Raw genomic sequence first — 19,576 nt, 5'->3', positions numbered from 1 at the left:
GTATATAGGTGTAGGAGGGTATGAAATGGAGAAACCATTAGAACAGCAACAGGCAAGTCTGCAAATTACGGGTATGACATGTGCGGCATGCGCAACACGAATTGAGAAAGGCTTAAATAAAATGCCAGGGGTCAGTAAAGCAACTGTTAACCTTGCATTAGAAACTGCCCATGTTGAGTTTAGCGCTACCGAAATTTCTGTAAGCGATATGGTTAACAAAGTTGATCAACTGGGATACAAAGCCATGCGTAAAGAAGAAGAAGCATCGAAGGGCGATTATAAGCAAAAAGAGATACGCCACAAGAAAATACATTTAGCGGTATCGGCAATCCTTTCGTTACCACTTCTATGGGCAATGGTGAGCCACTTTACATTTACATCGTGGATTTACTTACCAGAGTTCTTGATGAACCCTTGGGTGCAGCTTGTGCTTGCCACACCAGTACAGTTTATTATCGGCTGGCAGTTTTACGTAGGGGCATACAAAGCCCTTCGTAATAAAAGCGCCAATATGGATGTGCTTGTTTCTCTCGGAACATCAGCCGCGTACTTCTATAGTTTATACCTAACGCTGCAGTGGGCAGCTTCTGCTGATGCCCATCACCATGCGCCAGATATGTATTACGAGACAAGCGCAATTCTTATTACTTTGATTATTTTAGGTAAACTGTTTGAGGTGTTGGCGAAAGGACGAACTTCTGAAGCCATCAAGAAATTGATGGGGCTTCAAGCGAAAACAGCGTTAGTCATTCGGAATGGTGAAGAAATGGCTATACCGGTTGAAGAAGTTATCATTGGGGATATTGTTCTTGTAAAACCGGGTGAGAAAATTCCAGTCGACGGTGAAGTTGTAGAAGGTTTGTCCGCTGTTGATGAATCCATGCTAACTGGGGAAAGTATCCCTGTTGAGAAAAAAGCTGGTGACACCGTTATTGGCGCTACAGTTAATAAAAACGGCAGCTTAAAAATTAAAGCAACTCGTGTTGGTAAAGAGACAGCTCTTGCTCAAATTATTAGAGTTGTAGAAGAAGCCCAAGGCTCTAAAGCGCCTATTCAACGTATCGCTGATGTGATTTCGGGTATTTTTGTCCCGATTGTTGTAGGAATTGCTGTTGTAACATTTCTGATTTGGTATATCTGGGTTGCTCCTGGTGAGTTTGCAACTGCGTTGGAAAAAGCTATTGCTGTCCTTGTCATTGCTTGCCCTTGTGCTTTAGGTCTTGCAACACCGACATCGATTATGGCCGGATCCGGTCGCGCGGCGGAATTTGGCATCCTGTTTAAGGGCGGGGAACATTTAGAATCGATGCAAAAAGTGCAAATCATCGTGCTTGATAAAACGGGTACGGTAACTAAAGGCAAACCGGAACTTACAGACGTTCAAATTGAAAACGTGGATGAAGAAGATATAATTCTTAGACTAATCGGCTCAGCCGAAAAACAGTCAGAGCACCCGCTTGCTGAGGCGATTGTTGCTGGGATTGTTGCTAAAGGTATCATACTTACCGCTACAGAGCAGTTTGAAGCCATTCCCGGCTACGGAATTCGAGCCATCGTAGAAGGCAAGGAAGTGTTAGTAGGAACCCGTAAGCTTCTGCAGCGTGTAGCCATCGATTTCGGTAAAGCAGATACTGCTATGGAAAAGCTCGAATCGGAAGGTAAAACCGCTATGCTCGCAGCGGTGGATAATAAGTACGCAGGTATGGTAGCCGTAGCGGATACGATCAAAGACACATCAAAAGAAGCAGTTTCTCGCTTAAAACAAATGGGCATCGAGGTCATCATGATGACAGGTGACAACAAACGAACAGCACATGCAATAGCGCAGCAAGTTGGCATCGATCATGTTCTCGCGGAAGTTCTTCCGGAAGGCAAAGCCGAAGAAGTGAAGAAACTTCAAGGACAAGGAAAGATAGTGGCCATGGTGGGTGATGGTATCAACGATGCTCCTGCTCTTGCAACTGCAGACGTCGGCATAGCTATCGGCACCGGCACTGACATTGCGATGGAAGCAGCAGACGTGACACTGATGCGCGGAGAACTTACAAGCATTACAGACGCCATTTATATGAGCCGTAAAACAATGACGAACATTAAACAGAACCTGTTTTGGGCACTTGGTTACAATACGCTCGGGATTCCGATTGCGGCACTTGGACTTTTGGCACCCTGGGTAGCCGGTGCTGCTATGGCACTAAGCTCGGTATCCGTTGTGTTAAACGCCTTACGCTTGCAGAGAGTGAAGTTATAATCGGCATTCATGCGTGTAACTTTTGCCGTGGAGCAGAAGATGCAGGGCTTGAAATGGCTGAAGCATTAAACAAAGCGATCTCAGGGATCGAAACGCCAACCCCTTAAAAATCGGCTATGCGGGTTGTGCGCTCGGAACGAGCGAAACACGCGGTGGTTATTATTGTATCGGATACTGGGATTGGTATGAATGAAGATGTGGGATTGGATTAACGATTGTAAAAAAACAGGTGGAAGCACATGGAGGAACCATCTGAATGGAAAGTCAGGTTGGTGAAGGAACATCTGTAGAGATGCAAAGCGGTCATTCTTCCCGAATTGCTTCGATAAGAGTTTAGACATTATTTGAGGGGGCCCCTTAAGAACAATAGGAGGAAATCATGAAAAAAGTAGCGATTTCAATTTTACTTACAGCCGCGCTCTTGACGGCATGTGGAAAATCAGGCAGTTCGATGGACCATTCTTCGCATAGCGGGACGTCAGGATCAACGAATAATGCCACGCAAGGCGGTACAGCGGGAATGGATCATAGCGGCATGGCAAAAGAGGCAGCTTCCACACAAGCAGGAAATGTCCAAGCGCAGTTTAAGCTTTCTAGTGATAAGACAATGCCGAACCAAGATTCAACGATTACGATTAAAATTCAGGATAAAGACGGCAAATCGATTGATAAATTTGATATTGTACATGAAAAACAGATGCACTTTATCATTGTCAGCAAAGATTTATCTTACTTTAACCACATTCACCCCGATTACAAAGGAAACGGTGAGTTTACCATTACCACACAATTTCCGACTGCAGGTGAATTCAAGGTGATCGCCGATATCACTCCTACGGGTATGGGAGCCATGAGTAAGAGCCAATGGATTACGGTTCAAGGAGAACTGCCTGCTCAAAAATCAATAGAACCTGATGCAACATTAACTAAAGTGGTGGACGGTAAGGAAGTAACGCTTTCGATTGATCACCTTATGGCAGGCATGGAACTAAACTTGAACTTCAATATTAAAGACGCTCAGTCGAAGCAGCCTGTAACAGACCTACAGCCTTACCTAGGAGCAGTTGGACACGTCGTAATCTTAACCCAAGATGCAGAAAATTATCTGCACGTGCATCCGACAGATGAAAAGGCGTCAGGACCGGATGCCAAATTTATGACGACGTTCCCGCATAGCGGCGTATATAAGATTTGGGGACAATTCCAGCAGAACGGTAAAGTATTTACTGTACCGTTTGTTGTAAAAGTACCGTAATGATAAATGCCCAGTTTTCTCGGAAAACTGGGCATTTATATACATAGGTGGCCAAAGAAAGCTAATGATTAAATGACAAGACGCTCACCAGGAGTTTAGGCGTCTTTTAAGTCGAAAGCTAAGACAAGCTTAAAGGTTTCGACCTTGGCACAGAGGATTACTTGGAGAAACCATTTGATCCTAACGAAATGATGGCAAGGATAAAAGCGTTACTGCGGCGAGCCAATCCGGATGCAAATGTGATTTTTGCATCGTTTTTATCGTGGCTCTATTGACTTAGAGCGCACTCTAAGATGTAAACTTACTCTATGGAAAAATATTTGAGTATTCAAGCCATTTCTAACCTTACCGGCATCACCGCTCATACCTTGCGTTACTATTAGAAAAACGGCCTAATTCAACCACCATCACCCAAACATTAAGCATTACGATCATGGACCGGGATTCGGATGACTACATACGGCAGTCAGATGATTGATGCCCGGCTTAAGCGGCTGATCTAAGGACACATCATATTCCAAATAATTTTATTTTCGCTGAATACATTAGTCCCACGGAAACAAAACATGCTGAAAGAAGAAACGGTAAGAAAGAGTATGGTTCCTTATCTCCACCTGCATCTTTATACGCGTCCCATATGGCAAAAAAATATATACAAGGATAAAACATAAGCCATTGGTATTCAGTGTGATCAATGGCTTTTCCAATTTCACCGTCAAAACTAAGCAAGATTATTTCATTAAAATGAGATCGAACTATTCACATTTGTCTACCCTTTTCTTATGGAATATTTAGAACACAAAATGTTTAGATATTCAGGAACATTGAATAATTATTTTTCAGACGCTATCTTATCTCTATTAACCGCATAGGGTGGTTGCTCCATCCAACCGTTCTCAATCAAAATTTTTGCTGCATCTTCAACAAATGATGAGATTTTCAGTAATGACTTTGCATAGAGGACTCCCATATCATGTCTTCCGTTTACGGCCGCAGAATTTCCAAACGCTCTAATTTTCATTGAAAACATGTCAATCTTATGAAACAGCATTAACTTATCCGAAAATGGAGAAAATGTTGATGTTGTAACCAAATGGTCAAGAAACGATGGTGAAGGTAAATTTTCATTATGTAGTTTTTCCATATATTGTTCGATGTGTTTATGAGTCATTTCCTTACCTACTATAAACAATTTTCGAATTTTTTCCGATTTTACTACTTGGCTAAATGCCATGATTAATGCTTTGCTTGTTACATTGTTTTCAATATTATCATACAAATGGGCAATTTCTAATGCGTGTAAAGGTCGTACATGTCCAAAAAAACCATTTAAAAAATCTTGATGAACAAATTCTACTTTATCTGGAACTGGAATAATAGGTGGTTTAATGATTAATCCTTTATTCATTAATATATCGTTGATTTGTTCTATCAAAGCCATGGTGGAATCCATGCAATAAATAAAAAACTCTTTTACATCTTTCCTATGAACAAGCGGTACGGCTACGTTATAAATACTCATTCCTGCTTTAGCTGCATATTTCAAGTAATGAACATAGTATTCATCTTCAAATAAACGAGGAGCACCAAGGTTAACGTCTTCATCTGAAAAACCTTTAGGAATCGGGAAATTTTCTTTCTTGAAAATATCTTCCGTTGTTTTCATGAATTCTACGCTTAATTTTAATGCATTCTCTAATAAAGTTTTAATATCTTCATCCTCAACGTGTTGAAGGTAATAGCTTAATATACATTTTGACATGCTGTTTCCCAGATATGTTGCCCAAAGTTTACCCATTTCTGCTGATGTTAGTTTTTCACTGGTATTCGATTTAGTTGAACTTATTTTAATAGGTTTAATCGTTTCCATGATAAAAACTCCCTAATCAAATTTTCGTTTAGTATTTTCCTCCATTGTAAATTATATTCCGGGTCTCTTTTTGCTATTAAACTAAGGGCAGTTATATTTGGTGATAGACAGATGCTTACGCTGAATATTGGGAAAATTCTGGAGAAGTGTCTATGAATCATATGAGGTAATTCCATATGAGAAAGAAGAAATTGAGGATGGAATAAAGGTAGTGTATCAATACTTCAAAACACATTCACCATTCAACTAACATGAACACCGGTCTAGCTTATGCTCAATGATTTAGTTCTTGCTTCGGAGTGGATTCCAGTATTGAAATACTTCAAAATCAAAAGCCGGAGGAACTACCCTTGGATCTCCAAGCTGAATTACATTTAAAGAGCGATCGTATGAGCATCGCTTACCGTTATCTGGTTAGTCTGGGTGTCACCTGTGGTGTTCACTTGGTTAGGTAAATAGGTGGCTTTTTGAAGTATATATGTATAATAGAGTTATGATTTTTACAAAGGTGGTCTACATACGATGATTAAATGCACCAATTGTTCGAAAGTCACAGATATTCAAATGCAGCGCTGCATCCATTGTGGAAAGATCCTGACGTACACCGTTGCAGAGAAGTTCGATATCCTTGCAGAATCCGTTGAACACGCACTGAAGAAGGAATTGGAAGATAGAAGGAAGATGCATTAGAGTGAATTGAATGGTGATCCCAGCTAATCAATCTGCTCTTTTGTCAGCTCACGGTTATGAATTGCCCATCCTTTGGTTGCGTGAACATATGGGCCAGTGTAGCACAAAAGATTCAGGGTTTGGAGTGCTTTTGGCTACTTATTTATTAATCGGAACGGAAGCACATCTTCTGATGACGCAAAAATGACTGCCGAGAGGCAGTCAAAAGGAAAGTATGCGAATTGTTGCATTAATTACAACATTGGCGAGGATAACGCTACATGGATTCAATAAAGTTGTACAAAGTACAACTTTACATGTTTTCAAGATATCAAGTCAGGATGTTACCTTTTGTAATTTAGCAGGATTATTGATTTTGTAAGGTACCGGATGTTTCGAGAGCTTCTTTGCTACAATTTTACATTCGAAAGATAGCTTGTCCCCGATTTCCAGTTCCATTTTCTTAAGTGTGGCACTGTGGCTGGACCAGGCTTCGCCGATCTCCATTTCTGGTTCTTTCATGGAAACAGCTTCGTAGATAACGACTTCATCTTCAGTATCAGAAAAATTGTTCGGTACAGTTGTAAATTCCTTTACTGTAGCGATCATTTTCACTTTTTCTTCGGGAAGTTGAAGCTTTGGAGCTTTTTCTTTTTTGACTTTCTCTTTTTTCGGCTCTTTGGGGACCCTTTTAACTTCAAGCTCCTCAACACTAGCTTCATCTGTAGCTTCCATACTAGCTTCTACGGTAGCTGGTGCATCTTCTTGCAAAGTCTCAAGCTCTAAGACTTCCGCCTCTGTGGAGTCAGCGGTTCCTGCACCCCTCTGGCTGTAATTGGCAGCTTGCATTTCCTTCAGGTAAGAGGGGTGGATACAGTGCAGCTGCTTGTTGTCGAATTCAATGACAGCGGTCATTTTATCCACAAAACCAAGAATGCCGCATGGCAGATTCAAGCCATTCCCCTTGTAGAAGAATGCCTTTGTTTTCGCTGCTTTCTCTGAAAGCAAGCCCCATTCTTTACATTGTTCGAGCTGCTCGCTCTCGTCTTCGAAAGTGTTATACGTAGGGGGCTGGATGGTAAACGCATGGACCATGATATCTCCGCCTTTCTATTATTTGTTTGAAGTATGTATCGCTAGTTATTCTAAGCGGTAATCGTCGGTTTTCTCCCCGTCTTCCCAAATCTCTACGAAAAGGGCCTCGCCGTTTTCAAAGTCAGCCGGCTTCAGAGAAAGTGCTTTTTCCTCATCTGCGCCAACATAAACATTTTCCATTCCTTCGCCATCGAAGGAGAGGATAACATATATTTTCATATGCCATTGTGCCTCCAGTAATTTGATATTGAACATTATAACACAATTGCTGAAATGTTCGCTTGTGGCTTAAAATCACCCCCAAGTTCATATATATCAATACAACCTGTTCTCCATTTTGTAAAGGCAGCACTTTTATCCATCCGTTATGAGGGAATCGAAGGAGGAGGTTCGAGGGTGACGATATATGTATTATTTATCATCGGATGTCTATGTGGTTTCTTTTTATTTAGAAAAAATGTGATCAGCGTCAATCAGGAACAAGTTCCGGGAAATGTGAAGCTGTCTATCATAATCCCTGCCAGGAATGAAGCATGCAATTTGCCTCATCTCCTCCATGCACTCAAGGTACAAACCCTGGAACCCTTTGAAATTATCGTTGTTGATGATTTTTCGGAGGACGATACGAAGGAAATTGCTGAAAGCTACGGGGTTACTGTGATTAGCAACACAAGTCTCCCGCAGGGATGGACGGGTAAAAACTGGGCTGTATGGAACGGGTATTTGCATGCTTCGGGTGATCTAATTGCCTTTCTTGATGCGGATATTCGCTTAGCTCCACGTGCACTGGAGGCATTGGTTAAGGCGAGAAATAAAGCGGGAGGCGTCGTTTCTGTCGTTCCCTTCCATTATACGGAGAAGTTTGTTGAAAGACTGGCGCTGATCTTTAATGTTCTTGGTGTATTCGCTTTTACGTCCCCTTTTGAAAAGAAAAATCCGAAAAAAGGTCTGTATGGCTCTTGTATCTTAACGACTAGGGAAGATTATGAGGAAATCAAGGGACATGAAAGCATCAAGTCGGAGATGTTGGATGATTTGAACCTTGGGGCCACCTATAGGAATGCCGGGATTCAAGTGACGAATTTTATCGGGCGAGGCCTGGTTTCTTTTCGTATGTATCCACAAGGGATCAAAAGCGAGGTTCAAGGCTTCGGTAAAGGAGCAGTCCTAAGCACATCAACGTTAAGTCCGGGCACGATCCTTCTTGTTGCCATTTGGGTTGTCGGGCTGATTGTTTCAGAAACTTTCTTCCTATTAATCAACACTTCGTGGGCACTGCCACTTTTCATCGGATATCTCTTATACATGCTTCAGTTGTTTTATTTCATTAAACATGTTGGTAGATTTGGAATCATTATGCCTGTTTTGCATGTCCTCTCAACGTTATTTTTCATCTTCGTCATGCTGTATTCCGTTTATCAGGTCGTATTCCTTGGACATGTGTCATGGAAAGGACGGCACGTTAAGGTAGGAAGCAGGAGGGGGCAATGACCATTGTTTGGACGGTTTGTGCCTTTCTATCAGGATCTTTCATGTTTTCTTACTGGCTTGGCCTTATCGCCAAAAAAAACTTAAAGACGGTTGGTGACGGGAATCCGGGGGCTCTAAATCTGTGGAAGGCAGCTGGTTATAAGCTTGGTATGGTAGGTATTATTCTCGACTTTTTAAAAGGATATCTTATCCTTCTTTTAGTATTGCGGAATGAAAATGTTCAAGGATACTCCGTCATTTCCATCGCATTGGCTCCGATTATCGGGCATGCCTTTTCTCCATTCCTTAAGAGGAAAGGGGGCAAAGCAATCGCTGTAACCTTCGGCGTATGGAGTGCATTATCCAGCTTTGAAGTTTCGCTTGTTTTTGCTGTGGTTTTGGCCATTTTACAGAGTGCAATCAAGGTGATTAACAGAGGAAAGTCTACATCGACTGAGGCAGACGGCTCGCAGGTCGTTGTCGGTTTTCTGTTGGTAGGTGTCTATTTGTATATGAGGGATTATTCGAGTGTAATCATTTGGGTATGGTTAGGGAATTTTCTGCTGCTTGCATATACCCATAGATATGAGCTTGCTGTCTATTTAAAGAGGCGATGAAAAAATAAAAAATGGATCTCGGCCTTGATGCTGGGATCCATTTTTTTGTTCTCATAAACAGGGCAGAGTGATTACATACTAGGCTTCACGTTAGGAAAAACTAGGAGCTAAGCAGAAAGGAGTGAACCTGAATGGAAGATAGCATAGCACTGAGGGAAGAACGGTTAAACGCATTAAGCCACGGCTTGGGCGCGGCGCTGAGTGCCTTCGGTCTTTTTTTACTTTTACAACGTTCTGTTCTGTTCGAAGATCTTGCCTATATCGTTAGCAATGCGATTTATGGGATATCCTTTTGCCTGCTATATCTGTCCTCGACCCTGCTGCATTGCTCTCGCTCGAAGAAATGGGGCGAACGCTTTGAAGTCATGGACCATTCGGCTATCTTTATTGCCATTGCGGGTTCGTATACGCCATTCCTACTGATTACCTTGCAAGGAACGCTAGGTTACACTTTGCTGCTGTTGATATGGGGACTAGCTTTCGGAGGCGTGCGCTATGTTCATTTGATCATAAGGCGGTTTATGCCTTGGGGCCTGCTTATGTATTTATTGATGGGTGGCTTCATGGTTTCATTGATAGGGCCACTAAGTGAACTTCTTCCCTCGATGGCTCTAGCTTGGTTATTATTCGGAGTCGCATTTTACAGCTTTGGCGTGCCGTTCTTTCTTTGGCGTAGGTTAAGATATCATCATGCTATTTGGCATTTGTTTGTGCTTGCAGGAAGCAGCTGCCATTTTATTGCTGTGTATGCTTATGTGATGCCTGCCGTTTTGTAGAGGGGGAAATGTGCCTAGTGTCCGGCAGGCAGACATCTGCATAATATCTGGATCTATAAGCTGGGACCGATACGGTTAATGCTGAATTCCTGATGGCCCAGTATCTCTGCCTTGGTCAGTTTTCCTTCAGCCACTTCGCAAATTTCCTGCCAGATTTGTTCGCCAGCTTGCTCCAAATTTAAGGTTCCAGCGAGCATGCTGCTCACATCCACATCCATATTGTCTTCCATGTTTGAATAGGTGAATTTGTTTGCCGTAATTTTGATCACGGGGACAACAGCTGAACCCGTTGGCGTTCCGCGACCCGTCGTGAAGCAGACAATGTGTACGCCGCCTGCAGCCATACCGGACACACACTCGATGTCATTTCCCGGTGAATCCATAAAGTATAAGCCATGTTCTGGAATATGTTCAGCGTAACCAATCACATCTTGAATAGGCTGCGTGCCGCATTTGCTGATACAGCCAAGTGATTTCTCTTCAATCGTAGAAAGTCCACCAGCAATGTTGCCGGGACTTGGATTGCCGCCGCGCATATCGGCGCCCATGCGCTCAATCTCTTTTTCAAATCGCTCGATAGCTTCGTAAAGCTTGTCGCTTGTTTCCGTCGAATTGCAGCGGCTGGCCAGAATGTGCTCAGCGCCAATGATTTCCGTCGTCTCCCCGATGACGATACTGCCCCCAACATGCATTAATTTATCTGCGGCAACACCTAAAGCTGGATTGGACGCTAATCCGGATGTGGCATCCGAGCCGCCGCATTTCACCGCTACTTTCAGCTTATTCAAAGGGATCGGAACCTTCGGCTCCTCGGCCAGATCGGCCAGTAATCTTTTGGCAATTTCAGCCCCATGCTGAATGGCTTTAACCGAACCGCCGATGGATTGAATATCAAAAACCTCCACGGGTTTGCCTGTCGCTTTAATCGCATCGGCTAGAGCAGTGGGATCGATGACCTCGCAGCCCAAACTAATAATGATAGCAGCTCCTACATTAGGATTTTGCCCTGTACCTGCTAAGACATCGAAGGTTCTATTTTTGTCATCCCCAATTTGACTGCAGCCATGCTGATGTGGAATCACGACCGCGCCGGGTACCATTTGTGCGATTCGATTGCAGACATGATTGGCACAGATGACGGTCGGAATGATGATTAAATGATTTCGGATACCGATGTCCCCATTCTCTCTCTGATAACCCATAATAGTAGTCATATCGCAGCCCCCTTGGCAAGTTTAAGATTCATGTGTTTTCGGTAGATCTCCACGACCGCGCATACCTTCAATATTGTGGACATGAACATGCTCGCCAGCTCGAATATCTTGGGTAGCTTTACCAATGACATCCCCATATTTAACGACCTCGGCACCTTGTTTGATGAATGCGATGGCTACCTTATGTCCGAATGGAATAGAGTCAAGCAATGATAGCGTTTGCATACTTGCGCCCTTATAGAAATGAATAGAATCACCGCTCGGAATATCACGCAGCACGGTCGCAACATCGTCCTTTTCGCTCATGACAAGACTATCTGTCCCGTGAATGAAGTCATGTGACATTAGATCCCTCCTCAGAGTAAGCTCGCACTAAGTGTTTTTGTAAGAATCCAGCTTAGTTTCATTTCTAGTTTAAGGAAGATGAATGGAATTGAATAGAGACTTTTCTCACGCATGTTAGCACAAGACTAAGATAATGGGGGGACTGACTTCATAGTGGACTCCCGTCTTCGCCTAACGTCAGATGGCGGAAAACTCTTATATTTCTTGTACAGTTTCGTAAAATAGTTAGCGTTTCCGCAGCCAATTCGCTCGGCGATTTCAGTTACTGTCCATTCCGTTTCACGAAGTAAACGATCAGCTTCGTTGATTCGCAGCCAGTTCACATAATCTACGAAGGTACGTCCGGTTAGTTTCTTGAACGTTTTGCAAAAATGGTACGGGTTCAGATTTACCATCCGTGCAGCCTGCTCAACCGACAATGGCTCGGCAATATGGGATTCAATATGCTGGATTAACGGCTTGAAAGATTCCGAATGACGGGCAGGAGCTGGTTTATCTATGAACTTCTCCGGTAAAAATTGCCGAGATAGCAGCGCGAAGAGCAGTTGAAAGTTATGTTTGATGACGAGCTCGTAAGCAGCATTTTTATTTTCGAATTCAGCCGTAGAGTCACGAATAAGTCGACGGTAAGGGGCAGCAAATTCATCCTCGGCAAATAATTTGGCAGGCATTGGAACTCGCCCGTCCAGAAATGGGAGGATATACCGCTCGTGGACGGGATCCGGATGCATCACCCGCAGCAAGGAAGCATTAAACACGACAGCGACGTACTCCATTTCTTCATCTGCTGCATTATAACCAACATGTAAAGCTCCGGCGGGCACGAACAGCAGGTCGCCAGCGTGGGCCTCATAAGGACGGCTATCAATATGAAAGATCGCTTTGCCAACCTGCATATCAATGATCTCGAAATGTTCATGCCAGTGAAGATAGAGAATGTTATCATCTTTTGCGGCCGTCTGCGGTCGGTTTCGGTAAAAGCGGATGGGATAGCTGCTATCCCAGAGTGGTGTCTTTTCCATTAAATCTTGGGGGTACGTCATGAGCTGCCTCACTTTCCTAAGTATCAAGATAAGACCTATTTGGAGCAAGATAGGATAGAGAATTTGCTGATATTCCTAGTTATAATGATCATATTCATTTATCTTATACCAATATAGGAGTGATATTCAATCATGAATAAGAAGCTTAGAGTGGGTACTTTAGTTGGTGGCGGAGATGCCGTTCGCATCATCCCCCAAATTGCCAAGCACGGATTTGAATCCTACAGTTTATCCTTTTGGCAAACAACAGGGAATATCGATCTCAAAGAAACGGCAAAGCGGGTAGCCGACTTTGTGGCAGAGCACGACGCCGTCATATCTACGATAGGTGTATTCGGAAATCCACTCACGGGAACAGGAGATAATAAGGATACACTCGCGAGCTGGGAGCGGCTTATTGATCATGCACATCTATTTGGTACCGATATCGTAAACGGTTTCACCGGCCGTATTCCGGATCGTCCAATTGATGAGTCCATACCGAAGTTCAAGGAAGTGTTTTGTGAGCTTTCTCGGAGAGCCGCTGATCACGGTGTGCGACTTGCTTTCGAGAATTGTGATATGGGCGGAACGTGGAAGACAGGGGATTGGAACATTGCCCATAACCCAACTGCCTGGAATCTAATGTTTAATGCCGTACCGGCGGATAACATTGGTCTGGAATGGGAGCCGTGCCATCAGATGGTTAGTTTAATCGATCCGATTCCGCAGTTACGTAAATGGGTCGATAAAGTGTTCCACGTCCACGGCAAAGATGCGACAATTGCGTGGGATATTGTTCGGGAACATGGGGTTCATGGGAGCAAAGAGTTCGTTTGGCACCGTACACCTGGCTTTGGGGACACGAATTGGTCCGATATTATTACGATTCTGCGTCAGGCAGGCTACCAAGGTACAATCGACATTGAAGGCTGGCATGATCCTGTCTACCGTGATGAGCTCGAGATGACGGGTCAGGTGCATGCTTTGAACTATTTAAAACGCTGCCGTGGCGGAGATTACATTCCAAACCCTGTTTAATGAGTCGTTTCTTGTTCCATCTTAGTTTTGTGCTAGCTCTGATTAAGATCGTCTATTTTTAGTCAGAGACATCTTTCTTATAATAAGGTCATTGTTACCGCATTCATTAAAGCCAAGGAGGCTAACAGCCATGCAGGAAAACACACCTTTATTATTGACAGATGAGCAAATGAGAGAATTTATTACAAATGGATGTTTATTACTCAAAACTGACTTTTCGAGCGAGTTTCACAGCAATCTTTTAGCACAATTAAACACGGTCTATGCGGAAGAGGGGAACCCCGGCAATAATTTACTACCCCGCATTCGTGAGCTGCAAAAAGTATTTGACCACCCTGTTGTGACAGGTGCTTTAACTAGTGTATTAGGGCCGAACTATATGATGCACGCACATAGACATGGGCATTTCAATGCTTCAGCAACGGCTGGAGGCTGGCATAAGGACAGCTATTGGGGATATAACAGAATGCGCAATCACCACCCCAATTGGGCAATGATTATGTATTTTCCACAGGATACGCCTGTAGAATTAGGACCGACAGGTGTTATGCCAGGCACGCAAAATTACCAGACTCGGACTTTTGAATCCAATGAACAAGAAGGGGAAGTGTTAGCAAGCGGCGAGGCGGGTACCTTTGCGCTGATCCATTATGATATTTGGCATCGTTCCACGCCTAATGTGTTAGGACAGCCGCGCTACATGCTGAAGTTTGAATTCATGCGTACAGAGCTGCCGCAAGCACCTAGTTGGAATAATCAAGAGGCAGCATGGAAGAAACCAGCCAACTTACATTTGCCAATAGCCGAGCATGATTTGATGTGGGAAGAAACTTGGAACTGGCTGTCTGGTAAAATTGGCAGTCTGGCCGGAACAGCTGAATCTGATCCGGATCAGATTAAGGAGTTAGCCGCTAAGCTGGATGGTTTTGAACCACTAGCGATCAATGCGGCCTATGATCTGGCACGAAGAGGGCAGCAGGGTGTGGACGCTTTACTCGAAGGATTAAATAGCGAGAATAGCCAAGTATCGCGAATTTCCGCTTATGGATTATCAGTTTCAGGAAGCGAGGCAGTTAACGGGCTAATTGCAGCTTTGCATCATGAAAATATTGAAATCGTTACACATGCGATATTTGCTCTTGGTGAATTAAGAGGGTTAGCGGCAGAAGCCGTTCCTACTTTCATAAAGCTGCTCGAACATCCAGCTGATCTTGTTCGCTGCGCCGTAGTAGATGCACTTGGATTCATGAACACACCGCTGAATGACATCGTGTCAAGCTTAGGTAAATGCTTACAAGATGAGAACGCGCAAGTTCGCTTCATGGCAAGCTTGTCCTTGTCACGATTAGGCTCTCAAGCGGAAGCAGCTGTGCCGCAGTTGGAAATCGCATTGGATGATGAGAACAGATATGTTCGAGCTCATGCTGCGGAATCTCTGCATTATATCGGTTCGGAGCGGGCTAAGAATACGCTCATTAAGTTTCTGCTTAATTCCCGCTGGTGCCCTACAACGACAAAGACTAATGCTTTCTACCCGTAAACGACAAAATAGGTTGAGAAAAAGGGCAAATTAACTTTTGCCCTCTTTGCGTTGTTTCCATGTTTCATTTCATCATAGTTTCAATTGTAATCGATCATTTTCGGCTTCAAATCACGGAAAGAAGTTGGTGTGAAACCCGTTTGTTCTCGAAACATGCGGGAAAAATACGATAATTCCATTCCCAGCGAATCGGCAATTTGTGAGACATTTAATTCCGACATCATGAGTAAATCCTTGGCCTTTTCCGAGCGCAAATGGTTCATATATTGAATAGGTGAATAACCCGTAAACTGTTTAAAAGCATTAATAAAGTAATTCGGGTGATAGTGTGCAATTTGGGATAATGTATCAATGGATACGTTGTCAGCAATATGCTTTTCCATATAGTGGAGCACACTATTCATTTTCTCGAAAGTAGGGGTAGAAGCTAGATTTAGCTTGACGGTTTCACTTTGTTCAATGAATTCGGCAATGAATTCACTTATAATCGCATTGACTCTAAAAGCGGAAGTTAACTTTTCACTTTTATTATATTCTATTAGTTGTTCGAATTTTTTTTGTAAAATTTCTGGATCTTTGATCGTAATGAAAGCGGATGTTTGCAAAATCTGAAACAGATCCAAATCCCCGATTTTTGCCGTGAAATGACACCAGTATTTTCCGAAAGTGTGATCACTTATGGTTCCATAAGCTTGATCACTCCCCGCTGGAAGCAGATAAAGTTCACCTGGTTTCGGATAATAGGTCTGATCCCCAATTTTTACAAAGCCTTCTCCCTCGATAATAAAATACAAGCGATTAAACGGACAGGAAGCGTTCTCATCGTTCCAGGATTTCAGTACCTTGGTGTACGCAGCCAAGGATAAATCAAGCTTCGCTTTAGCCATATATTTCTTCCAGAAGGTGAGCTGGCTAGGATTCATTTCTATTCTCATAGGCTCATATTCCTTTCACGAAGAGTCGGCAAATGCCCTCAACAAATTGCTGTTTGTTATAGCCAAGAATTTCTCTATGATACAAGTACTGTTCTGGCGTTAGGGAGGCAAGCAATGTGTTAACCGTCAAATTGACATCGATCTGTTCAATCTCCCCTTGTTCTACAGCACGAGTGATCAAAGGAGCGACAATGCTGTGAAGTCGGATATAAATGGGCTTTTTGTGTAAATAGAAGCTTCGTTTGTCCGTATACATAGTGTTGATAACGGAAAGTAATGAGGCTTTATCGTCCACAAAATCAACAATTCGCACGATCGTGTCCGCCAATTGGTTCATAGCTGTAACCTCGGGAGCGGGATCAGCAAGACCCTCTTCCAGAGAAGCAAGAAATTGGGTTGTTGTTGAACGAAGCAGATCGCTGCAAACCTCGCCAATATGGGCGTAACGGCGATAAAGAGTACCTTGTCCAACACCTGACTCTTTGGCAATCTGATGCATGGTAACGGATTCAATTTGATTGGTTTCGAACAGGCTTCTGGCAGACGTAAGAATACGCCGGCGATACTCCGAATCACGTTCTTCACGTCGGCCGCAAGGTGGAATTGCATTCATATCTTGGCTATATAATGATGTATTCTCATTGGTATCTGGATGTTTCATGCCTGCTCCTCCCATAAGAACGAACCTTAATAAAAGAAATAATTGACATTCCGGACAATTGTCCGTAATATGATGTTGCGGACAATTGTCCGTTACTATTGTAGCACGATGGAATACATATTGTGAAGGAGGAACACAACATGAGTCAACCCATAACATCTGGCGAAGCGGAGCCGGAGTTTAAGATTACGAGCATTCTGGTACCGCTCATCGCCATCATATCGGGTATATTTATGGTTATCCTCGACACGACTGCGATGAATGTGGCATTGTCGAAGCTGGTTGTGGATTTTAAAACGGATTTACCGACCATTCAGTGGACCGTAACGGGTTATATGCTGGCGACAGCGGCAGTCATTCCACTTGCGGGATGGCTATCAGATCGATTTGGGGCGAAGAACGTATTCCTCACCTCCGTTGTTCTTTTCACCGTTGCATCGGTCTTATGTGCAACACCGAACAGCGCGGAGTGGTTGATTTTTTTTCGTATCCTTCAAGGTTTAGGCGGCGGATTCGTTATGCCTGTTGCTATGGCTTATGTATTCCGGCTAAGTCCTCCGAACAAAATTGGTCAAGTGATGGGGATGCTGGGTGTGCCCATTTTGCTTGCGCCTGCGATCGGGCCTATCTTATCCGGATGGCTTGTTGAGTACCATTCTTGGCATTGGATTTTCTTAATTAATCTTCCCGTTGGTATTTTCAGCTTTATCTTTGGACTATGGAAACTGCCGGCTGTCGCTCGTAAAAAGGTAGCTGGTTTTGATTTACCGGGTATGATTCTAGGACCCATCGCCTTTGCATCATTATCGTATGGGATCACACAAGGTGCTGAAAGCTGGACTTCCGATAAAACGCTATGGGGCATCATCATTGGAACGGTCGCATTGATCGCCTTTATCATTGTTGAACTTAAATCCAAACTCCCATTGCTTGAACTGAGAGTGTTCCGCTCCGTTGATTTTTCCTTCAGTATTTTCGTACAGTGGGTACTGCAATTCTGCTTGTTCGGGGCCATTTTCCTGCTTCCGCAATTTCTTCAGCAAGCCCGCGGGTACGGTGCGTTCGACACGGGGATGACGTTATTCCCGCAAGCGTTAGCTTCGGCCATCATGATGCCGATTGGCGGTTACTTATTTGATAAAATCGGAGTTCGCTGGTTAGTTGTTGTTGGGCTCAGTCTTGTTTCAGGTGCGATCTTTCAATATTCGCATGTCGATCTAACGACAGAGGGACATGACTTAATTTTACCGCTTATTATGGCTGGCTCGGGTATGGGACTTATGATGATGCCGCTTAATTCGCATCTGATTAAGAAAGCTCCGCATGATTTGGTGAGTCGAGTTACTTCTTTAACTAGTGCGATGCAGCAAGTTATCAATTCTTTCGCAGTAGCTACCTTGGTGACAATTCTCTCCTCGCGCGTGAACTCATCGATTGTTGCAAAGAATATTCTAATAAACAGTCCTGCTGATAAGCAAAAGGCTATGCTTGCTGTAGCGCCCGAAGCGTTTGGCCAGACTTTCCACGTGATGCTCATTATTGCGATCTGTGGGATATTCTTAGGCTTGTTCCTTCGCCGTGACAAGACACAGCCTAATGAGGCTGTGAAACAAGAAGTCGTGTTAGAAGGACTACACTAAATAAGAACTATCGTCCAGGAAGCTTACCGAATAATCGGTAGGCTTTTTTTATACATAGAAGTTGGTATTTAAGGAATTATAACTAATAGCGTAAAACATCATAGTAGGGGGCAATACAATGAGTCAAGATGAAAGGAAACTCGAAAAGAATCCGCATCATATTCAACTAACTTCTGGTGATATCGCGCCTCTGTGGGGAGGTTATTTAAGTGATAGTATGGTAAATTGTGTGCTTAAACATTTCTTGCATACTGTTGAGGATGTTGAAGTAAAACCAATCATTGAATTTGCTTTTGGGTTGACAAAGGAACATATGGAATTTAGCAACAAGTTATTTAAAGACGAAGAGTTCCCTATCCCTCATGCCTTTACAGAGAAGGATGTCAACCTAAATGCGCCAAGACTATTTTCAGATGGTTTTATGCTACTTTATCTAAGACATATGGGCATTGCTGGTACAGTTACTTACGGAATGGCTTTAGCAAGCAGTTCAAGACAGGATATCCGTGCATTCTTTCAACATAATCTGAAGACTGCGGCTGAGCTGTCGGAGAAATCTACGGCTATTCTGCAATCTAAAGGAATTCTCACTAGGAGTCCTTTCATTCCGTATCCGGATTCAGTTGAGTATGTACACAAAGAAAGTTGGTTAAATGGACTGCTGGGCGATCGTAGACCCTTAAATGCAGTAGAAATTACGAACCTTTATTTGAATATTATGAAAAACAGCATAGGTGAAGCATTGATGTTAGGTTTTTCTCAAGTTGCGCAAAACAAAGAAGTCATTGAATATATCGTACGCGGCAGAGATATCTCCTCGAAGCATGTCGAAGTATTCAGCGCTTTATTACGCGATGACCAGCTGCCGGCACCCGTGACTTGGGAAACAGAAATTTCGGATTCTAAGGAGTCCCCATTTTCCGATAAGCTAATGCTTTATCATACGGTCTTTCTTTCAGCGGTAGGAATGGGGAACTATGGAGCTTCTCTTGCAGCAAGCATGAGGAGGGATTTGACAACTGTTTATCTTCGGCTTACAGGTGAAATCGGAACTTATGCAGACGATGGTGCAGAACTCATGATAAAGAATGATTGGATGGAAAAAATGCCAGGTGCGATCGAACGTAACGCTTTGCTTTCCATATAAGCGCTGAATCAAATGGTCATAAAGAGTG

The 19,576-nt window shown here is 43.3% G+C and carries 18 protein-coding genes and 1 pseudogene; 10 read left to right on the top strand and 9 right to left on the bottom strand.

Annotation, left to right across the window (positions count from 1 at the left end; all coding sequences use genetic code 11):
• Positions 1-25 precede the first annotated feature (25 nt).
• Together QFZ77_RS28895 and QFZ77_RS28890 are read left to right on the top strand one after the other, a co-directional pair.
• Positions 26-2,251: a heavy metal translocating P-type ATPase gene (locus QFZ77_RS28895; protein WP_307444846.1), complete on the top strand. Its 2,226-nt coding sequence runs from the start codon at positions 26-28 to the stop codon at positions 2,249-2,251.
• 379 nt (positions 2,252-2,630) lie between these two features.
• Complete coding sequence (locus QFZ77_RS28890) at positions 2,631-3,506, top strand: hypothetical protein (RefSeq protein ID WP_307444844.1); 876 nt, start codon at positions 2,631-2,633, stop codon at positions 3,504-3,506.
• 513 nt (positions 3,507-4,019) lie between these two features.
• On the opposite strand, the pseudogene QFZ77_RS28880 reads toward QFZ77_RS28890, so the two are convergent.
• Positions 4,020-4,262, bottom strand: a pseudogene (locus tag QFZ77_RS28880) (hypothetical protein); the annotation flags it as partial.
• A gap of 76 nt (positions 4,263-4,338) precedes the next feature.
• Positions 4,339-5,376 carry a DUF3231 family protein gene (locus tag QFZ77_RS28875; protein WP_307444842.1) on the bottom strand — a complete coding sequence of 346 codons (1,038 nt, stop codon included), beginning with the start codon at positions 5,374-5,376 and terminating at the stop codon, positions 4,339-4,341.
• Positions 5,377-5,898: 522 nt separating this feature from the next.
• Between QFZ77_RS28875 and QFZ77_RS28870 the strand changes: the two genes are divergently transcribed.
• The gene (locus tag QFZ77_RS28870) at positions 5,899-6,066 is read left to right on the top strand and encodes a hypothetical protein (protein ID WP_307444841.1); all 168 of its coding nucleotides are present in this window, start codon (positions 5,899-5,901) and stop codon (positions 6,064-6,066) included.
• Between the two features lie 315 nt (positions 6,067-6,381).
• Here the strand turns inward: QFZ77_RS28870 and QFZ77_RS28865 are convergent, their stop codons facing one another.
• Together QFZ77_RS28865 and QFZ77_RS28860 are read right to left on the bottom strand one after the other, a co-directional pair.
• Positions 6,382-7,140 carry a hypothetical protein gene (locus QFZ77_RS28865; protein ID WP_307444839.1) on the bottom strand — a complete coding sequence of 253 codons (759 nt, stop codon included), beginning with the start codon at positions 7,138-7,140 and terminating at the stop codon, positions 6,382-6,384.
• A 45-nt stretch (positions 7,141-7,185) separates the two neighbouring features.
• Complete coding sequence (locus QFZ77_RS28860) at positions 7,186-7,359, bottom strand: hypothetical protein (protein WP_307444837.1); 174 nt, start codon at positions 7,357-7,359, stop codon at positions 7,186-7,188.
• Between the two features lie 177 nt (positions 7,360-7,536).
• Between QFZ77_RS28860 and QFZ77_RS28855 the strand changes: the two genes are divergently transcribed.
• The 3 genes from QFZ77_RS28855 (at position 7,537) to trhA (ending at position 10,003) form a co-directional block, all read left to right on the top strand.
• Positions 7,537-8,631 (top strand): glycosyltransferase family 2 protein, encoded by a 1,095-nt coding sequence (locus QFZ77_RS28855; RefSeq protein ID WP_307444836.1) that lies wholly within the window; start codon positions 7,537-7,539, stop codon positions 8,629-8,631.
• A complete protein-coding gene (locus QFZ77_RS28850) occupies positions 8,628-9,227 on the top strand; it encodes a glycerol-3-phosphate acyltransferase (RefSeq protein ID WP_307444834.1) in 600 nt (199 codons plus the stop codon). Before QFZ77_RS28855 ends, QFZ77_RS28850 begins: the two co-directional genes overlap by 4 nt.
• Positions 9,228-9,358: 131 nt before the next feature.
• Positions 9,359-10,003 carry a PAQR family membrane homeostasis protein TrhA gene (gene trhA / locus QFZ77_RS28845; protein WP_307444832.1) on the top strand — a complete coding sequence of 215 codons (645 nt, stop codon included), beginning with the start codon at positions 9,359-9,361 and terminating at the stop codon, positions 10,001-10,003.
• Between the two features lie 53 nt (positions 10,004-10,056).
• Here the strand turns inward: trhA and QFZ77_RS28840 are convergent, their stop codons facing one another.
• The 3 genes from QFZ77_RS28840 to QFZ77_RS28830 form a co-directional block, all read right to left on the bottom strand.
• Complete coding sequence (locus QFZ77_RS28840; protein WP_307444830.1) at positions 10,057-11,217, bottom strand: UxaA family hydrolase; 1,161 nt, start codon at positions 11,215-11,217, stop codon at positions 10,057-10,059.
• Positions 11,218-11,238: 21 nt separating this feature from the next.
• Positions 11,239-11,562, bottom strand: coding sequence for a UxaA family hydrolase (locus QFZ77_RS28835; protein ID WP_307444828.1), 324 nt, complete (start codon positions 11,560-11,562; stop codon positions 11,239-11,241).
• 125 nt (positions 11,563-11,687) lie between these two features.
• Positions 11,688-12,605 carry a helix-turn-helix transcriptional regulator gene (locus QFZ77_RS28830; RefSeq protein WP_307444827.1) on the bottom strand — a complete coding sequence of 306 codons (918 nt, stop codon included), beginning with the start codon at positions 12,603-12,605 and terminating at the stop codon, positions 11,688-11,690.
• Positions 12,606-12,737: 132 nt separating this feature from the next.
• Here QFZ77_RS28830 and QFZ77_RS28825 point away from each other — a divergent pair, with 132 nt between their 5' ends.
• A complete protein-coding gene (locus QFZ77_RS28825; RefSeq protein WP_307444825.1) occupies positions 12,738-13,625 on the top strand; it encodes a sugar phosphate isomerase/epimerase family protein in 888 nt (295 codons plus the stop codon).
• 130 nt (positions 13,626-13,755) lie between these two features.
• The gene (locus QFZ77_RS28820) at positions 13,756-15,165 is read left to right on the top strand and encodes a HEAT repeat domain-containing protein (RefSeq protein WP_307444824.1); all 1,410 of its coding nucleotides are present in this window, start codon (positions 13,756-13,758) and stop codon (positions 15,163-15,165) included.
• Between the two features lie 80 nt (positions 15,166-15,245).
• Here QFZ77_RS28820 and QFZ77_RS28815 read toward each other — a convergent pair whose 3' ends face one another.
• Both QFZ77_RS28815 and QFZ77_RS28810 read right to left on the bottom strand, forming a co-directional pair.
• On the bottom strand, positions 15,246-16,100 hold the full coding sequence (locus QFZ77_RS28815) for an AraC family transcriptional regulator (protein ID WP_307444823.1): 855 nt from the start codon (positions 16,098-16,100) through the stop codon (positions 15,246-15,248).
• Between the two features lie 4 nt (positions 16,101-16,104).
• Complete coding sequence (locus tag QFZ77_RS28810; RefSeq protein ID WP_307444822.1) at positions 16,105-16,761, bottom strand: TetR/AcrR family transcriptional regulator; 657 nt, start codon at positions 16,759-16,761, stop codon at positions 16,105-16,107.
• Between the two features lie 140 nt (positions 16,762-16,901).
• Here QFZ77_RS28810 and QFZ77_RS28805 point away from each other — a divergent pair, with 140 nt between their 5' ends.
• Both QFZ77_RS28805 and QFZ77_RS28800 read left to right on the top strand, forming a co-directional pair.
• Positions 16,902-18,401: an MDR family MFS transporter gene (locus QFZ77_RS28805; RefSeq protein ID WP_307444820.1), complete on the top strand. Its 1,500-nt coding sequence runs from the start codon at positions 16,902-16,904 to the stop codon at positions 18,399-18,401.
• Between the two features lie 118 nt (positions 18,402-18,519).
• Entirely contained in the window at positions 18,520-19,548 is a 1,029-nt protein-coding gene (locus tag QFZ77_RS28800; RefSeq protein WP_307444818.1) for a DUF3231 family protein, read from the top strand.
• The last annotated feature ends 28 nt before the right edge of the window (positions 19,549-19,576 follow it).

The sequence above is a fragment of the Paenibacillus sp. V4I3 genome (genome assembly GCF_030817215.1).
Taxonomy (GTDB): Bacteria; Bacillota; Bacilli; order Paenibacillales; family NBRC-103111; genus Paenibacillus_E.
The sequence above is the reverse complement of the archived record's forward strand: the minus strand, read 5'-3'. Positions and strand labels throughout refer to the sequence as shown.